General features: G+C 39.3%; 19 protein-coding genes and 1 pseudogene. 2 read left to right on the top strand and 18 right to left on the bottom strand.

Features of this window, described 5'->3' with window-relative positions:
* Positions 1–137: 137 nt before the first annotated feature.
* Entirely contained in the window at positions 138–1,529 is a 1,392-nt protein-coding gene (locus tag ACFPA1_RS19635; protein WP_378584890.1) for an amino acid permease, read from the top strand.
* Between the two features lie 106 nt (positions 1,530–1,635).
* Here the strand turns inward: ACFPA1_RS19635 and ytaF are convergent, their stop codons facing one another.
* The 6 genes from ytaF to ACFPA1_RS19605 form a co-directional block, all read right to left on the bottom strand.
* Complete coding sequence (gene ytaF, locus ACFPA1_RS19630; protein ID WP_378584889.1) at positions 1,636–2,241, bottom strand: sporulation membrane protein YtaF; 606 nt, start codon at positions 2,239–2,241, stop codon at positions 1,636–1,638.
* A gap of 165 nt (positions 2,242–2,406) precedes the next feature.
* The gene (gene tatC / locus ACFPA1_RS19625) at positions 2,407–3,162 is read right to left on the bottom strand and encodes a twin-arginine translocase subunit TatC (protein ID WP_378584887.1); all 756 of its coding nucleotides are present in this window, start codon (positions 3,160–3,162) and stop codon (positions 2,407–2,409) included.
* Positions 3,163–3,289: 127 nt separating this feature from the next.
* Entirely contained in the window at positions 3,290–4,225 is a 936-nt protein-coding gene (locus ACFPA1_RS19620) for an LCP family protein (RefSeq protein WP_378584885.1), read from the bottom strand.
* 51 nt (positions 4,226–4,276) lie between these two features.
* Positions 4,277–4,909 (bottom strand): helix-turn-helix domain-containing protein, encoded by a 633-nt coding sequence (locus ACFPA1_RS19615; RefSeq protein WP_213145520.1) that lies wholly within the window; start codon positions 4,907–4,909, stop codon positions 4,277–4,279.
* A 262-nt stretch (positions 4,910–5,171) separates the two neighbouring features.
* Positions 5,172–5,906, bottom strand: a complete 735-nt coding sequence (locus tag ACFPA1_RS19610) for a TPM domain-containing protein (protein WP_213145519.1) — start codon at positions 5,904–5,906, stop codon at positions 5,172–5,174.
* The gene (locus ACFPA1_RS19605; protein WP_213146036.1) at positions 5,906–6,484 is read right to left on the bottom strand and encodes a LemA family protein; all 579 of its coding nucleotides are present in this window, start codon (positions 6,482–6,484) and stop codon (positions 5,906–5,908) included. Before ACFPA1_RS19605 ends, ACFPA1_RS19610 begins: the two co-directional genes overlap by 1 nt.
* Positions 6,485–6,686: 202 nt before the next feature.
* Here ACFPA1_RS19605 and ACFPA1_RS19600 point away from each other — a divergent pair, with 202 nt between their 5' ends.
* Positions 6,687–7,334: a hypothetical protein gene (locus tag ACFPA1_RS19600; protein WP_213145518.1), complete on the top strand. Its 648-nt coding sequence runs from the start codon at positions 6,687–6,689 to the stop codon at positions 7,332–7,334.
* 143 nt (positions 7,335–7,477) lie between these two features.
* Here ACFPA1_RS19600 and ACFPA1_RS19595 read toward each other — a convergent pair whose 3' ends face one another.
* The 12 genes and pseudogenes from ACFPA1_RS19595 to ACFPA1_RS19540 all read right to left on the bottom strand — a co-directional run bounded on the left by ACFPA1_RS19595 (position 7,478) and on the right by ACFPA1_RS19540 (position 16,709).
* Positions 7,478–8,743 carry a glutamate-5-semialdehyde dehydrogenase gene (locus ACFPA1_RS19595; RefSeq protein WP_378584883.1) on the bottom strand — a complete coding sequence of 422 codons (1,266 nt, stop codon included), beginning with the start codon at positions 8,741–8,743 and terminating at the stop codon, positions 7,478–7,480.
* 62 nt (positions 8,744–8,805) lie between these two features.
* Positions 8,806–9,579, bottom strand: a pseudogene (gene proB, locus ACFPA1_RS19590) (glutamate 5-kinase); the annotation flags it as partial.
* Entirely contained in the window at positions 9,576–10,424 is an 849-nt protein-coding gene (gene proC / locus ACFPA1_RS19585; RefSeq protein ID WP_378584881.1) for a pyrroline-5-carboxylate reductase, read from the bottom strand. The gene proC and the pseudogene proB, both read right to left, overlap by 4 nt.
* 14 nt (positions 10,425–10,438) lie before the next feature.
* Complete coding sequence (locus ACFPA1_RS19580; protein ID WP_213119085.1) at positions 10,439–10,627, bottom strand: Fur-regulated basic protein FbpA; 189 nt, start codon at positions 10,625–10,627, stop codon at positions 10,439–10,441.
* A 349-nt stretch (positions 10,628–10,976) separates the two neighbouring features.
* Complete coding sequence (locus tag ACFPA1_RS19575) at positions 10,977–11,249, bottom strand: hypothetical protein (protein ID WP_378584879.1); 273 nt, start codon at positions 11,247–11,249, stop codon at positions 10,977–10,979.
* Positions 11,249–11,962: a pirin family protein gene (locus tag ACFPA1_RS19570; protein WP_378584878.1), complete on the bottom strand. Its 714-nt coding sequence runs from the start codon at positions 11,960–11,962 to the stop codon at positions 11,249–11,251. The genes ACFPA1_RS19575 and ACFPA1_RS19570 overlap by 1 nt, the downstream gene beginning before the upstream one ends.
* Before the next feature lie 149 nt (positions 11,963–12,111).
* On the bottom strand, positions 12,112–12,666 hold the full coding sequence (locus tag ACFPA1_RS19565) for an NADPH-dependent FMN reductase (protein ID WP_378584876.1): 555 nt from the start codon (positions 12,664–12,666) through the stop codon (positions 12,112–12,114).
* 124 nt (positions 12,667–12,790) lie between these two features.
* The gene (locus ACFPA1_RS19560; RefSeq protein WP_378584875.1) at positions 12,791–13,768 is read right to left on the bottom strand and encodes a ring-cleaving dioxygenase; all 978 of its coding nucleotides are present in this window, start codon (positions 13,766–13,768) and stop codon (positions 12,791–12,793) included.
* A 19-nt stretch (positions 13,769–13,787) separates the two neighbouring features.
* Positions 13,788–14,465 (bottom strand): ribose-5-phosphate isomerase RpiA, encoded by a 678-nt coding sequence (gene rpiA / locus ACFPA1_RS19555; RefSeq protein WP_378584873.1) that lies wholly within the window; start codon positions 14,463–14,465, stop codon positions 13,788–13,790.
* 37 nt (positions 14,466–14,502) lie between these two features.
* The gene (locus ACFPA1_RS19550; RefSeq protein ID WP_378584981.1) at positions 14,503–15,114 is read right to left on the bottom strand and encodes an alpha/beta hydrolase; all 612 of its coding nucleotides are present in this window, start codon (positions 15,112–15,114) and stop codon (positions 14,503–14,505) included.
* Positions 15,115–15,140: 26 nt separating this feature from the next.
* Positions 15,141–15,749 (bottom strand): flavin reductase family protein, encoded by a 609-nt coding sequence (locus ACFPA1_RS19545; protein ID WP_378584872.1) that lies wholly within the window; start codon positions 15,747–15,749, stop codon positions 15,141–15,143.
* Between the two features lie 21 nt (positions 15,750–15,770).
* Positions 15,771–16,709, bottom strand: a complete 939-nt coding sequence (locus ACFPA1_RS19540) for a ring-cleaving dioxygenase (protein ID WP_378584871.1) — start codon at positions 16,707–16,709, stop codon at positions 15,771–15,773.
* Between the last annotated feature and the right edge of the window lie 57 nt (positions 16,710–16,766).

Genomic DNA, 16,766 nt, shown 5'->3' with positions numbered 1-16,766 from the left:
TCATTTTTTTCAAACAGATTAGTATTAGGCAACTTTTGTATATCTCCATTTTTTAAAACATAGTTGTTTTATTAACCTTAAAAACTTCAATCAAAATAATAGGTTGTTACTTTTTAAGGTAGAAATGGAGGTAATCAATGAAATCTTTTATGAGAAAGAAGTCCATTAACGAACTACAGCAAGAAGGCACAAATAGTACCGGACTTCAACGTATCTTGGGATTATGGCAGTTGACAGCCATCGGGTTAGGAGGAATCATTGGTGTAGGAATTTTCGTTCTGACTGGAGTGGCAGCTGCAGAACATGCAGGACCTGCCGTAATCTTATCATTTATTATCGCGGGGCTTGCCAGTGCGGCTGCGGCATTATGCTATGCGGAATTCGCCGGCTTAATTCCGGTCGCAGGCAGTGCTTATACCTATAGCTACGCTGTCTTGGGGGAAGGTGCCGCTTGGCTGATTGGGTGGGATTTATTGCTTGAATATACCCTGGTCATTGCAGTAGTGGCGATTGGATGGTCAGGGTATATGCAAGAAATATTACAGCAAATCGGCATTCATGTACCTGTATGGGCACAGGGGGCTCCAGGAACAGGTGCCGGCCATAAAATTGACCTGATCGCCATGATTATTAGCATAGCCATCGCCGGGCTGCTTACGATTGGGATGAAATGGGGAGCACGATTTAACAACTTGATGGTCATCATCAAATTAAGCATCGTGGTTGTGGTCATTGCCGTCGGCAGTCTTTACGTTGATACTGCCAACTGGCATCCGTTTATGCCATTTGGTTTTCACGGTGTGATGGGTGGTGCCGCTCTGGTATTCTTCGCCGTATTCGGATATGACACGTTAACGACTGCTGCAGAAGAAGCGAAAAATCCGCAGCGCGATTTGCCACGGGCGGTGGTCCTGTCCTTAACGATTGCTCTCTGCCTTTATATCGGAATGTCCCTCGTAATTACCGGAATGGCTCCATATGAAACGTTAGGGAATGCAGCCCCGATTGCGAAGGCCTTTAGTCAAGTGGGGTTGAATTGGGTTACCTTGATTATTTCTGCGGCCGCCATTACTGGGATTTTATCGGTACTGTTTTCCTTTATGCTTGCCGGTTCACGTATATGGTTCGCGATGAGCCGGGATGGATTGCTCCCGAACTGGTTTGCAAAAGTACATTCCAAATATAAGACCCCCTATCGCCCTACACTGATTATTGGTTCGGTAACAGCAGTTGTTTCCGGCTTAACTCCAATCAATGAAGTCGCAGAACTCGTCAACATTGGAACCCTGTCCGCCTTTATCCTAATTTGCGCTTCCATCATGGTGCTGCGCGTAAAACAGCCTAATCTGGAAAGACGATTTAAAACGCCGTTTGTTCCATTTGTCCCTATTATCGGAATTGGTTTTTCGGTTTATTTGATTATCAGTCTGCCTTCCATTACTTGGATTCGCTTCGTGATTTGGATGTTGGTGGGGTTTGTTGTTTATCTTTTGTACGGTAAACGAAAGAGCAACCTTTCTAAAAATTAACCTTTGAACGGAGCAGCTTCGGCGGCTCCCCCTTTTTTGATTAGAAGGATTTTGGTGAGAAGAAAAAGTGAAGAGAGTTGGCAAATCCCAACTCTCTTTTTGTTTTTTATACAATCATTTCATAAACACCAATCATTATTAACAGAATACCCGAAGCAAAATTAGAATATTGGCCAATGTTCATACCACAAATCTTACCTCCAAGTTTTACTCCACCCCAAATGGAAAGTACCGATAATAATCCAATAGACAATGTCGTTAAAACTGGAGAAAGACCTGTAATACCTGCTCCCAATCCCATTGCTAAACAATTGATTGCTAACGCAAACCCTAGTAAGATTGATTCTTTAACTGAAATCACTTTATCATCATTTATATCTGCTGAATCTGGATGACTGATAACATTTGAAAAATTAGAATCAACTTTCACTTTGCTTGGAGCTTCTTTTACAGAGAAGGAGTCTACGATACATTTTATCCCTATACAAATAATAATTAGACCACCAGCAAAATTGGCCAATTCAATAGAAATAAACTGTGTGACGATTTTACCCGCAATAATGGAAAGATACGCACAAAACATGGAGACAATAGCAATAATCAAATTTGAAACAAAGGGAATTCGAGTTGACCTTAATCCATAAGAAACGCTTATGCCTAAATTGTCTAAATTTGTTGCAATACCTATTAGAAAAATAGATAAATAATGCATATTTTCCTCCTGTAGATGTGCTGCTCATCCTGTTGCCCTTTAGAAAAATTCTTTTGTGTATTTATATATTCGAATCGTTTAAATTATGTTAATCAGATATCAACTCTTCGAAAATATAAAAGGAGACCCATTTCTGATCTCCCTCAAAAAAATCTATTCATTTTTTTAGTTGTTCAATAGCTCTATTTCTTCATTAAAATCTTGAACACTATTTTTGTTTTTCATTCGTTTAAAAACCATTTTGGATAATAAAACGCTTATCTCATATATTAGAATCAGTGGAATTGCTACGGAAATATGAGAAATAAATTCTGGCGGAGAGATCATGGAGGCTACGATAACCAGAATGAAATACGCATATTTTCTGAGTTTCACTAATTTATATGGATTCACAATGCCTAATGTTGTTAAAAACATCGAGACAAGAGGCAATTCAAACGCTACACCAAAAGGTAAAGTCATATTTATTAAAAAACTAAAATATTTATCTGCCGTAAAAGAAGTTGTAAACATATCATTTCCTAATTTGATAAGAAAGCTCATGACATTTGGGAAAATAAAAAAATAACCAAATGCCAGTCCTCCAATAAAAAGAAAGAACAAGGCAGGAATATACGCTAATGTAACCTTCCTTTCCCCTGGCTTTAAAGCAGGTTTTACAAATAACCAGATTTGCCATGCAGCTATTGGGATTGTTCCAGTTACAGCAATAACAGTTGCGATATGAAAATAGATCCAGATAATATCGCTGGGCCCGAGAACCATTAATTTATAATCAAGATTGCCCATAAAAAAAACATATATTTCATTGACATAAACCATTCCTAAAATAAAAAATAATATGAAAGCAAGTGCCGAAATAATTAATCTTTTTCGCAACTCATCAAGATGCTCCGTTAAATTAAGTTCTTTATCATCCATAGTGTTACTCCTGCCTAATAAATTGAGACATTCCATAAAAAATGCAAGAGGCCCACTTTCCATCATGCATTTTTCATGAGCAATTTTATCAAATTTACGTCTTCATTTTCTTAATAACCCAAAAAGATTATAATGATAAAAAATCATTTAGAGCAGACCTATTTTGTTCCAGGTTGATACTTAACACTGCACCAACGTTTTTGAATTGCTCATTTGTATAAGACCCATCCACGGGAATACGCATAGTTTTTATGTCATTAGATTGATTAGTAAGCAAATCTTTTCCCAAAGACAATAAAGTAGGTGTATCCAAATTAGTATCAACATATGGGTTTATAACCCCTAACATTTTAGGAAGTTTTAAAATACTTCCTACGCTCATAGCTTGATCCTTCAACTTGCCAATGACTTCCTGTTGTCTTTGAACCCGGCCAAAGTCACTTAATTTATCATGTCTAAAACGTACATATCCTAATAACTTGTCCCCATGTAAGGTTTGTATTCCCGGTTCTATTGTCGTTCCAATTCCATACGACATTTTAGAAGGAACATCCACTTCGATTCCATCTGGTGCAATGATATCGGCAATTTTTGAGAACCCTTCAAAATCAACTATAGCGTAGTAATTTAAATCAATATCAAAGTTTTCTTTAATGGTTTGTCGAAGGAGCTCTGGTCCGCCATATGCATATGCTGCGTTTATTTTTTGCTTTCCATGACCAGGAATATTAACATATGTATCTCTCATAATAGAAATCAACTTAGATTGATGAGTATCCTGGTCATAATGGGCAATCATAATGGAATCCGTTCTGGCATGCTCTTCCCCACGAGAATCGCTTCCCAATAGGAGCACATTAATTCTTCCTAATTTCACATTTTCTCCCTGAAAAGCTTTCGCTTTTTTTGTTTCATCTTTAAATTTGCCTCCCTCAGCAAGTGAAACCCCTTGTTTATATTGATAAGTTGCATAAGCACCCACACTGCCAATCATTAAGAGGAAAAATAAAACAATGATCCTTGTCCACTTAACACGTTTTTTCCTTCGTTGCATTCTTTCCATAGTACACCTTCTCGATTATTTTAATTTTGAAAAATTATTTTACATTAATGATCATTGCTTAATTGTTAGTAAATTTGCAACAAGTTGAATGGCCATAGCATCATCAATATAACCGACTGGAAAAATGTAATCCGGAATAACATCCACAGATACTATAAAATAGATTAGTGCACTTCCAGCAATTGCAAGCTCTCTTGGCGTTCCCTTATTTAAACGAAACCTCTCAAACATATCTTTTAACTGGCTTATAAAAGGCCCTAAACTGCCAATCTTTTTAAGCTTTTCACCAAAGCTTTTAAGAATACTTTCTTTTCCCTCTTCCGTTTGTGCATATTGTTCATAATTTGCTAACTGCCGTTCAACACCTGCTATGCTAAATTCAGAATCTATTAAATTAGAGGCTTCAAGTAACTTTTGAATACTTTCAACAGACATAGTGATATCAGATTGCTGAATTTCTTTTTTCTCTTCAACTGCAAAGCCTGCAGCGATAAATAATTCAGAGATGGGAACCCCTAAATAGTCAGCAAATTTTTGTAAATGCTCCGGCTGCGCTTTTCGTTTACCATTTATTATCCGGGAGATTGTGGCAGTGTCAATATCAGTAAGTTCACTCAGCTTCCTCATGGATAAAGAACGTTCTTTTAGCAATTTCTTCAATAACAAACCAAGCTGATTATCCATTTTCGCTTCCCTTCCTTTTTTACAATTCGTCGTAAATATACATTTACGTTGACAATTTGTCAACATAGGTTTTTCTTTTGTCAAAATTTAATGATGCCTTTTCAATGTTTCAGCTTTTAATGTAAAAGCTATTAAACCAATATGTGTCCAGAACATTGTTAAAAATATAAAAAGCCTTAGACAAATATATCAAGTCTAAGGCTTAAGGATAAGAAAGACTCTTCTAATAAGTTATATTATAAGTAATAAACTATCATTAGGTTTACCAGCCGCGGCCAGCACCGCCGCCACCCGAAGAGCCTCCTCCTCCGCCTCGGCCCCCACCTCCACCCCCTTTGCCATCGTCTCTAGACAGAATGGAAAGAACAAGATAGGTTAGTGTCCCTCCAAAAAACTTAAAATCAAGAAACACAAGGATAATAACCAAAAGAAAAATTAACCAACCTGGAATGCCGATTCCTTCATCCTCTTTTGGCTGGTCTCCAGCTTTACCATATTCGGCAAGAACCTCTTTTGCCAGTGCCTTATATGTTTCGACAACAGCTATATTTGGCTGTTCACTTTTTAAGTTAGGAATGGCGTATTCATCAAGAATTCTCCCTGCTTTTCCATCGGGAATCCTCCCCTCTAAACCATAGCCTACTTCAATCCTCGCTTTTCGCTCATTCATGGATAAAACGAGGAGCAAACCATTGTTGTCCTTGCCGTTTCCAATTCCATATTGCCGAAATGCTTCATTGGCATATTCATCAATGGTTCGGTCGCCAATTGTTTGGACGGTTAAAACGACAACCTGCGCAGTTGTTTGGTCTTCAACCTTTCTTCCTAAGTTTTGTAATTCTTCTTTTTCCTTATCATTTAATATATGGGCAAAATCCTGGACGTAAATGTCGCCAACTGGTTCAGGGATTTGAACATCCTCCGAAAATGCCTTTCCTGTATAAAGGAAAATAGTCAAAAATACCAAAAGAAAGCTGATGGCCTTCTTTGCCTTCATTATCCATTGCCTCCTCCAAAATCAACCTTTGGAGCTTCAGAGGCCTTAGGATCTGCTTCAAAATATTCCTTTTCATCAAAACCTGTCATTGCTGCAATCATTACTCCCGGGAAGCTTTTTACTTTTTTGTTATAAACCGCAACCTGGTCATTATAATCCTTGCGAGCAATGGCAATTCGATTTTCTGTTCCAGCCAATTCATCCATTAATTGTGTAAATTGACGATCTGCTTTTAGATTGGGATAGTTTTCAACCACAACAAGCAAACGGCTCAATGCGCCAGATAATTCGGCGTTAGCTGTCGCCTCTTCCTCCGGCGTTTTAGCACCGGCAAGTCTTGCACGTGCATCTGAAATAGAAGCGATGACTTCTTCTTCGTGGGCTGCATATCCTTTTACGGTATTTACTAAGTTGGGTACTAGGTCCAGTCTTCTCTGTAGTTGATTTTCAATTTGAGCATAAGATTGATTGACGTTTTCTTCTAAATTAACAAAATTATTATAACTGGACATTAACATAAAGCCGAAAACAACAATGAACACTCCAATTATACCTAATCCAACAGAAACTTTTTTCATTTTCACAGCGCTCCCTTCCATACAGTATATAGCGCTTGAAAATAAATGCCTCTTTATAGGAATAATTTCACAAAACTGGACTGCAGAATTGGTCAAGTGAATCGTAAAGCCCAAATAAGAGAAATACCTAGCCCTAAAGCATTTCACTGAAATATCCAAAGTATAATAATGATTAAGATCATGAAATGGATGTGATTTTGTTATGGAATGGAAACCTGATAGGTTATTAGTCTTAATTCTTCTTTATGTGATTCTAAGCGGATTCATGTTCTGGCTGCCAATAATAAGAGGCTTATTCGATGGACCATCATACTCGTGGTCAGGATGGATGGGATTAGGCGGATCTGGAATAGGAGGACAGTATTGGCTGTTATTGATTCTTGTTTCCTTAATGACTTCGGTAGTTATTTTGGGGTGGAGAGGAGCTCAAAAACCATTTCATTGGTTATTGCTAACATGGTTTATTCTCTTAGTCATTGAGTCAGGTTCTTGGTTCTTTTCTTCAGAAAAGGTCCATTTTAAGGGGGATACCCTAGGACTCGATTTTTCTTTGGAAAAAATAATTTTTCCTTTCGATATATTATTTTTGGTTCTTACTTGCTTATGGATCATTCGTGATAAGAGGTCAACTTCTCCCTTCCAATCACCTTCTTGGAAAAGATTAAATCGTAATCTATTAATTGTATTTTTTTGTTTTTTTCCATTTCAATTAGTACTTCTAAGATTTTTTGATAATAACAAGATATTTGACCAAATTGGGGTAATTCTGACTATATTCCAATGGATATTTTTAAATTTATCGTTCTATCCATGGCAAAGTCGACTGCCACATATAAGGATTCGCAAATAATAGGTTTGAATTCGCAAATAAAAGTACTGTATTTACAAATCAAACCTGCCCCCCAAAAAAGTCTAATATTACTCTTTGCTACGTCAAAATCAAAGAAGCTGATCTAAAAGCACGCAATATGCTTTTAAATCAGCTTCTTTCCACTATCTTACGTGGCCATTTCCGATCATAATATATTTCGTCGTAGTCAATTCAGCCAGCCCCATCGGGCCTCGTGCATGGAGCTTTTGGGTAGAGATACCAATTTCCGCCCCAAGCCCAAGTGCCCCGCCGTCCGTAAATCTGGTAGAAGCATTATGATATATCGCAGCGGCATCCACTAAGTCCATAAACTTCTTAGAAGTTTTACGGTTTTCAGTAATAATAGCTTCCGAGTGTTTAGTTCCATACTTATCGATATGTTCAATCGCTTCTTCCACACTAGTGACCGTCTTAATGGCGAGATCTAAACTCAAGTATTCTGTCGCCCAATCCTCTTCGTTTGCCAGCCCAGCACCAGGAATAACCGCCGCTGCTTTTTTATCAGCATGTACGGAAATATTGTGGTCTTTCAACGTTTTAATCAACGCCTGTTTATTGTGCTCCAGCCAGTCAAGATGGATAATTGCCGTTTCCACAGCGTTACATACAGCAGGTCGATCCGTTTTGGCATTCACCAATATGTTCAATGTTTTTTCCACATCCGCTTCCCTGTCAATATAAAGGTGGCAATTACCCACTCCTGTTTCTAAGATAGGTACTGTCGCTTCATTGACAACTGAATAAATGAGCGAAGCCCCGCCTCTTGGAATTAGCACATCTATATGCTCTTTCATCGTAAACAGCTGCTGAGTGGCGGTGCGGTCTGTACTCTCAATCAGTTGAACCACCTCTTTTGGGATCGCCGTCTTTACCAGCGTTTCCTGAATCACTTTAAAAATAGCTTTATTTGAAAAAATCGCTGAGGAACCTCCCTTCAGGAGAATGGCATTTCCTGATTTCAAAGCAAGTCCCGTTGCATCAACAGTCACATTCGGACGTGCCTCGTAAATCATACCAATCACACCTAAAGGAACACTTACTTTTTTAACAAGAAGTCCATTATCAAGTGTCCACTTGGAAAGGGTATCGCCGACAGGATCTGGCAGCTTGGCGACTTCACGTAGTCCGCTAGTAAAATCAAAAACTCGTTCTCTTGTTAAGGTAAGACGATCCAAATAGGCCTCGCTATACCCTTCGATTCTCCCGTATTTTATATCGATTTCATTAGCCTTCAATATGTCCTCCACTTTCGCTTCAAGCTGATCTGCTAACAGAGTGAGGGCTTGATTTTTTTCTTCTGTCGATAAGATACTTAGTCTTTTGGCCGCTTTTTTTGCCTTGATTGCCTGAATTTCAATTTTTGTTGAATCCTCTCTTAAAAGAACCATCGAATCCCTCCTATTGAATTAAATGAAACTTATCCGCCTGTTTTCGAAACCATTTCACGTTTGATAAAATAGGTCCCCGTAGCTTTTTGATGGACGGCATCTTTTAAAATATTGGGAGTCCCTGCTTTCCCTAAAAAGGAAAGGATTCCGGATGCCATGGCAATTTTAAAGGCATCGATTTTCGATTTCATTCCGCCTGTTCCAACCGAGCTTCCAGTGCCGCCGGCTGCTTCTTCGATTTTCATGGTAATTTCATGAACGTGTTCCAGCCGAACAGCGTGGCTCATCTGGCGAGGATCGCCATTATACATCCCATCAATATCCGAAAGAATAATTAACATATCGGCATCAATGAGTCCTGCTATTTTGGCGGAAAGAACATCATTATTTCCAAACTTTAAGCGATTGACGGTCACCGTATCGTTTTCATTTATAATTGGAACAATTCCACGATTAAGTAAGACATTGATTGTATTTTTGGCATTATTATGACGGTTTTCGTCCGATAAATCCTCTCTAGTGATGAGAATTTGTGAAGCAACATAGCCGTGGGATAGAAAAAGCTCAGAATAGATTTCCATCAATAGGCTCTGGCCAATCGACGCGGATGCTTGCTTTTCCGGCAGCGCGCTCGGTGGTTCTGTAAAACCAAGTTTTCGATAGCCCGCTGCTACAGCACCAGATGAAACTAGCAGCACCTCGTGGCCTTCATCCTTTAATTGCACAACTTCTTCTACCAATTTTTCCAATTTCCTGCGGCTAATTTCACCACGAAGGCTTGTGAGTGAGCTGCTGCCAATTTTGACAACAACTCTCTTTTTAAAGCCTGAGGTCATCCAATCACTCCTATTTGGCGTCTTTGATAGTGGCTGTTCATTTCCTGGGAACGTTTTGCTGCTTCTTTAACGGCTTGCATAATAGCCATTCCTCCGCCATGCTTCTCCAATGCCTTCAATCCGGCAGCCGTGGTACCATTCGGAGATGTCACTTTTTCTCTTAGCTCTGCCGGCGTATCCGTTTCCTGCATCATCATTTTAGCGGCACCCAAAATGGTTTGTGCACTTATTTGCCTAACTGTATCGGTATCAAGGCCACACTCTTTTCCTGCCTTTTCCATATGTTCAATTAAGTAATAAAAATATGCAGGGCCACTCCCAGCGATCCCTGTAAAGATATCCATTTTATCTTCGTCAATTTGATAAACAGTACCCAAACATGATAATAATTCCCTCACGATTGTCATCACTTTTTTTGTGGCATGTTTACCGGGACAGATCGCCGTGGCCGATTCACCAATCATACTGGATGTATTGGGCATAACCCGAACAACAGGCTGCCCTTGTGGAAGATATCTCTCGATCGAGTTCGTGGGGACCCCTGCGGCAACTGATAGAATGATCTGATTAGGCTTAAGCTTATTTGAAAGGTATTGTAATGAGGATTCTATGTCTTTGGGCTTCATGGCTAATATGAAGATGTCAATATGTTCAACGGTTAACTCTTCTCGACTTATTCCCTTAATATCGTAAGTATTCTGGAGTTCCCGCAAACGTTTTTGATTCCTTCGGTTAGAAACCAATATTTGTTTGGAAGGTATTTTGCCGGTATTAACAATACCTGAAATCATCGCCTCAGCCATAGAACCGGCTCCTAAAAAAACGACTGTTTGTTTGTTTAACATTCCATTCCTCCTTTTTAAGGGTGAAGATATTTTTCTTTTTTACTGGATTCCAAATTATAGATATAATTGTACTCTTCCTCTAAATCACTCAAAGTCCATTCATATAGATGCTTATTATTCTTTTTATAAACACCTGATTGAACAAGCTGATCCATCAGAAATTGTCTTCTTTGCTTAACCACAGTTCTAAGTAAATTTTTCAAAACAGAAACCTCCCGTTTTTCAAAAATAATAGTAATTAGTTGTCTAATACATTTACTGCAATTGATGGAAGGCAGGGTGTTGTATTAAGGAACAATCTCCCCCTTTCCCATAAATGCCATTATAAAGAGGCGTTTTTTAAGAATTTGTCGATTGGGCTCGCATTGATTAAGACTTAAAGGAATCTTTATCTTTCTTTAATAAAAGAAAAATAGATGTATTATTTGAAAAAAGGATTCCGTTTTTTCAATTGGCTTTAAAGATTTTCAAGATGAAAAAACCCGCCATTCTCCTAAATGGCGGGTAAAAAATTTATTTTCATGATTAATTGGTAGTCCTCAACATTCATCACTAAACTGGATAAACCGTTTTATGATCAGCAAGTATCACCAATTGATTTTCCTTACGAAGGAACTTTATTTGGGCATCTGAGGAGTAAAACCAAGTTTTTTCCTTTTCCTTTGTTACGAATATATTTATCTCATCCTGAAAATCCAAAACCTTGGCAGCAGTTTCTTCATCGACAGGCAGCGATATCTGCCAATGATCCCCTTTTTCTTCAATCGTGTAGGTTTCCGATTGACATAGCAATCGGCTGCCGATGGAATGGCGAATCATTAACATTAGAATTCACCTCCAGGTAAATCAATTAATAAAAAGAAACTATCTTTACTTGCTTGAATCGTAATTTCCGGAAGATCTGTGATTCGGGCAGCATCCCTAGTCTTTAAAATGTTATCGTTATTAATTGATAATTCTCCATCAATCGTAAAGACGTATATTCTCCTGCCTTCTTCCTGCCGAAAGGTCAGTGTCTCCTTCCCATCCAGCCTGGATAAATAAAGGGTTAGATCCTGATGAATTTTAGCAACCCGCTCCGAACCGGTATGAGAGATAACTGGTAAGAGCTGATTGTGCATTTGCTCTAAGTCATATGTAATATCCTCATAGGAAGGGGTTAACTTCTTTTCATCCGGGGAAAACCATAGCTGCAGGAATTGGACTTCTTCCTGGTTTGACGCGTTAAATTCAGAATGAAGCACTCCGGTTCCGGCACTAATGCGCTGAATACTTCCTGTGCCGATGATTCCGGCGTTCCCTAAGTTGTCCTCATGCTTAAGCTGTCCCTTTAATACAATGGAGACAATTTCCGCTTCACGATGCGGATGAATGCCAAAACCCCGTCCCGGCTGAACGGTATCGTCGTTAAAGACACGAAGTGGACCGAATCGGATATTCGATGGGTCATAATATTCTCCAAAAGAAAAACTTAAATTACTCTCCAGCCAGTCATTTTTTACTGTATAGCGCGTACTTGCAGGATAAAGCTGAATCAATTTCTGTCACTCCTTCAATTATCTTCTTCATATAGTAAAATCATGAAATATAAAAAAGTTGGAAAATATAGCAGGTTTTCTTCCGCTATATTCTCCAACCCCTTCCTTATCCATATATCAGGGACCATTTTATATTAGTGGATAAAAACCTACGCTTGATGTCTCTTAATTAAATCAACAAATGCATCTGCGAAAGTTTGTAAGAATTGGACCGTATTCTCGTCTTTCAATTTGCCGTTTTCATCCAACAAAGCAGCAACATTGCCGATATAAGCTTCTGGTTGTTGAACGGTTGGCATGTTTAAGAATACAAGAGACTGACGTAAATGATGGTTAGCACCAAAGCCGCTCAAATTACCAGGTGATTGGCTGATAATGGCAGCTGGTTTGCCACTCCATACACTTGCCCCATATGGACGTGATCCTACATCTAATGCATTCTTTAATACAGCAGGTACAGATCGGTTGTATTCAGGCGTTACAAATAAAACAGCCTCAATTTCCTTCATTTTGTTACGGAAAGTTGTGTACTCTGCCGGAACATTATTTTCATCATCAAAGTCCTGATTATATAAAGGCAGGTTGCCAATCTCGACAAATTCCGCTTCCATTCCTTCTGGGAATAAAGCTGCAACATTTGCGGCAATTTTTTTAGAAAAAGATTCTTTCCGTAGAGAACCAAGTAAAATTCCAATTTTGGTCATTTGAAACCATCCTTTGCTGCTACTTTATTTTTAATTCGAGATAATTGTAATCGAAATAATTTTTATTGTCAAAAAAAGCAGTTTGACTTTTTTAAAAATTATTTATAAGTAATATCGGCGAATTCTATTCTTTTTCAAACACTTTTGTACTTCTTACTGTATCAATCGGCCGGACCAGTTTTTCAATTTGCTCGCGTTTTGATTCGAAAAATGGCGGTAATGATAGTTTTTCACCAAGTGTTTCATACGGTTCATCACCCATGAAGCCCGGTCCATCTGTTGCAATTTCAAACAGAATTTGCGGGGCAACATTTGTATATAAGGAACCAAAATAATAGCGTTCCACATAACCGGAATTCGGCAAGCGGAAGGATTGCATTCGTTTCGTCCATTCATCTATTTCAGCACGGTCTTCAACTCGGAACGCAGCATGGTGTACAGTTCCAAACCCTTGGCGTGCCCGAGGAAGAATGGCATTATACTCAACAATCACCTGTGCGCCATTCCCGCCGTCTCCTGTTTCAAACAAATGGTAAGAGCCATCTTTATCAATTTCTTTAAAAAGTAATACCTCTTCCATAATTGCTTTAAAATAATCGAAGTTGGAGACACGGACAAAGACCGGTCCTAATCCTGTAATGGCATGTTCCAATGGGATTGGTCCATTTTGCCATGGTATTCCTGAGGCAACACCTTGATTGTTCTCGTCGGAAATCAATTGGTACTGCTGATCATCAAAATCGACAAATGACAGTGTTTTCTTACCAAATTGCTCTTTGATTCCTGTATGTTCAATATTTAACCGGTTAAACCGCTTTAGCCAATAATCTAATGCTGCATCATTCGGTACCCGAAAGGATGTTTTTGAAATCTCGTCTGTCCCATGAACCCCTTTTGGAATTCCTGGGAAGTCAAAGAATGTCATATCCGTCCCTGGACCGCCTACATCATCCGCAAAAAATAAATGATACGTTTGAATATCGTCTTGGTTCACAGTTTTCTTTACTAAACGCACCCCTAAAACATATGTGAAGAATTCATAAATTTTTTCAGCGCTGCTTGTAATGGCTGTAACGTGATGTACACCCTTTAATTTGTTCATGATTATTTCCTCCCATTTATTAATGTTTTTCTCTTTCTAGCAAAACCGGCTTATAGCCCGGACCTATTGTAATCACCATATCTGCCATCCCAACAAACAGGCCATTATCGACCACACCAGGAATGTTATTTAGGATACATTCCAACTCTTGGGGCTTTGAGATGCTGGGAAATGAACAGTCAATGATAAAGTTGCCATTATCCGTTTGAAATGGCTTTCCGTTCGTTAGACGCAATTTAGTTTCCCCTTGTAATTCCCTTATATAATTCTCAGTCTGCATTGCCCCAAAAGGAACGACCTCCACAGGAAGCGGAAAAGCTACCAATGTTTTCACCATTTTCGAAGGGTCAGCCACTACAATAAATTTTTCCGCTGCCTTAGCTACGATTTTTTCCCGAACTAGCGCTCCGCCGCCACCCTTAATGAGGTTCAGGTGAGCATCGACTTCATCGGCCCCATCTATTGCAATATCAATTTTCTTAACCTCGTCCATATTGGCTAATGGGATGTGTAATTTTTTTGCTAATTCTGCTGTTTGAACCGAGGTTGGGATTCCTTGAATGGAAAGCCCCGCTTCCACTAGCGCTCCAAGTTTCATAATCGTAAAATAAACGGTTGAACCAGTTCCAAGCCCTACAACCATCCCGTCCTCAATGAAATCGGCTGCTAGTTCTCCCACTATTTTCTTTTCATTCAAGGTTTCCGCCTCCTTCTTTCGGATGTTGTCACCCTAATTATTTGCTTATTACCTTCCGATACCAATTTGCAGCGGCTTTCACTTCATCCACCGTTAATTGATGTCCACGATTTTCCCAGTGAAGCTCTACTTTTGCTTTAGCGTTCTGTAATAACGATTGAAGTTCAGTAGATTCCATAGGTGAACAGATTGGATCATTCGTCCCAGCAGCTATAAACACGGACGTTCCGGTCAAATCAGGAAGCTCAATTCCTTTTCGCGGTACCATTGGATGATGAAGAATGGCAGCTTTTAAGGCATTTTGGTAATGAAATAATAAACTTGCTGCGATATTTGCTCCATTTGAGTAACCAATCGCAACGATATTGTTTCGATCGAAACTATACTTTTCAGCTGCTTCATCCAGAAACTCATTTAGCTCTTTTGTTCGAAAAATAAGATCCTCTTCGTCAAAGACTCCTTCTGCTAGTCTTCTGAAGAAGCGCGGCATTCCATTTTCCAATACATTCCCGCGAACACTTAGAACATTGGCCTCTTCGTCAATCATGCCGGCAAGTGGCAGAAGGTCTAATTCATTGCCACCCGTTCCATGAAGCAATAAAAAGGTGGGTTTTGTTTGGTCTTGTCCTTTATTGAATATATGTTTCATCACTATTTCCCCTCCAGAACGTGGAACTATTTAGGTCTTTCGATTTCAAAGATATCACCGATTTTCGCATAATTATTTCCCGCCAATCGACTTACAGCAGATAGTCCCCTCGGGTCTATTCTTCCATTTTCATAAATGCTGCTTTCAATATGATATTGAACAACTTTTCCGATAATCAAATCACACCCAGGAGAATCTTTTCCTCCCAATTCTATTGAATGCTCTACTAAACATTCCATCCTGACTTTCGCTTCCTTCACTCCCGGAACTGAAATTTTCTCGCTTTCCACAGGAGTTAAATTCGTTAAGTCTATTTCACTTTGGTCAGGCGGAAGAGTTGCCGCTGTTTTGTTAACTTCTCCAACATTTTGTTCGTCAACGATATGGACCACAAATTCCTTGGACTCCAGGATATTTCGCGCTGTGTCCTTTTGCCTCCCTGCTGAACGTTGAATGGATAAAGAAATCATTGGGGGGTTGGCTGACACAATATTAAAGTAGCTAAATGGTGCACCGTTCAACACCCCATCCTTCGAAATCGATGTGACAAACGCAATAGGCCTTGGGATAATGCTTCCTATCAAGAATTTATAATTTTCTCTTTCGCTAATTGTTGCAGGGTCAATCGAACGCAAAGAATCAGTCCCCTCGATAAATTAGTCTAACGGCCTTACTTCAATTGGAAGGAGCACTCGCTCTAGTTGTGCTCTATGTGGTTCATACTGGGAAGGCAGCATCAATTTTTCTCCCATCGTCGCTTGTGATTCATCATGCGCAAATCCTGGAGGATCTGTTGCGATTTCAAACAGAATTTTTCCATGCTCTCTAAAGTAAATTGCATTAAAGTAGTTTCTATCTTGTACTGGTGTTACGCCGTACCCATGACGCTTTACATACTGCTTCCAATCTAATTGATCCTCATCATCCTTAGCCCGCCATGCAATGTGGTGTACGGTACCGACACCCATTTGTCCGAGTCCAATTGGAGTTAATTTTAGGTCAATAATATTACCGATTTCGGCTGTTGAACGATAACGGGCTAAATCGCCATCTTTACCGACAAATTCGAGCCCCATTACCGTTTCTAACAATTCCGCTGTTTTATCAGGCTGTTCTGACAAAAGGGTTGCTCCGCCAAATCCTTTTATCGCCACTTCAGGTGTTACTCCCCCAAAGCTCCAGGAATTGGCTTCCCCTTCTTCTCTTTCGACAATTTCCAAATGAAGTCCATGTGGATCATCGAATTCCAAATATTGCTCTCCAAAGCGCTCTATTTTTGTGAAAGGAACCTCGAACTTTTCTAATCGCAGCTCCCAAAATCCCATCGCTCCTTTAGGAACAACATATGATGTTACCCCAACCTGGCCGTCTCCAATGATTCCTTGACGAGCACCTTGCCAAGGAAAGAAGGTAATGATGGTCCCTGGTTTTCCTCCTTCATTTCCAAAATAGAGATGATAAGTTCCCGGATCATCAAAGTTCACGGTTTGCTTTACCAGGCGCAGCCCTAAAACGCCGGCATAGAAATCTACATTTTCCTGTGGATGCCCGACAATGGCTGTAATATGGTGTATACCCATTGTTTTCTTACTCATTTTTTAACACTCCCTTTTTTTGCGAGATAATTAAATGAATTCGATACTTTAGTTTTT

This window comes from Neobacillus sp. GCM10023253 (assembly GCF_042653105.1).
Classification (GTDB): domain Bacteria; phylum Bacillota; class Bacilli; order Bacillales; family Cytobacillaceae; genus Neobacillus; species Neobacillus citreus.
Note: the sequence above shows the minus strand (reverse complement) of the source record. Positions and strands in the feature narration are given on the sequence as shown.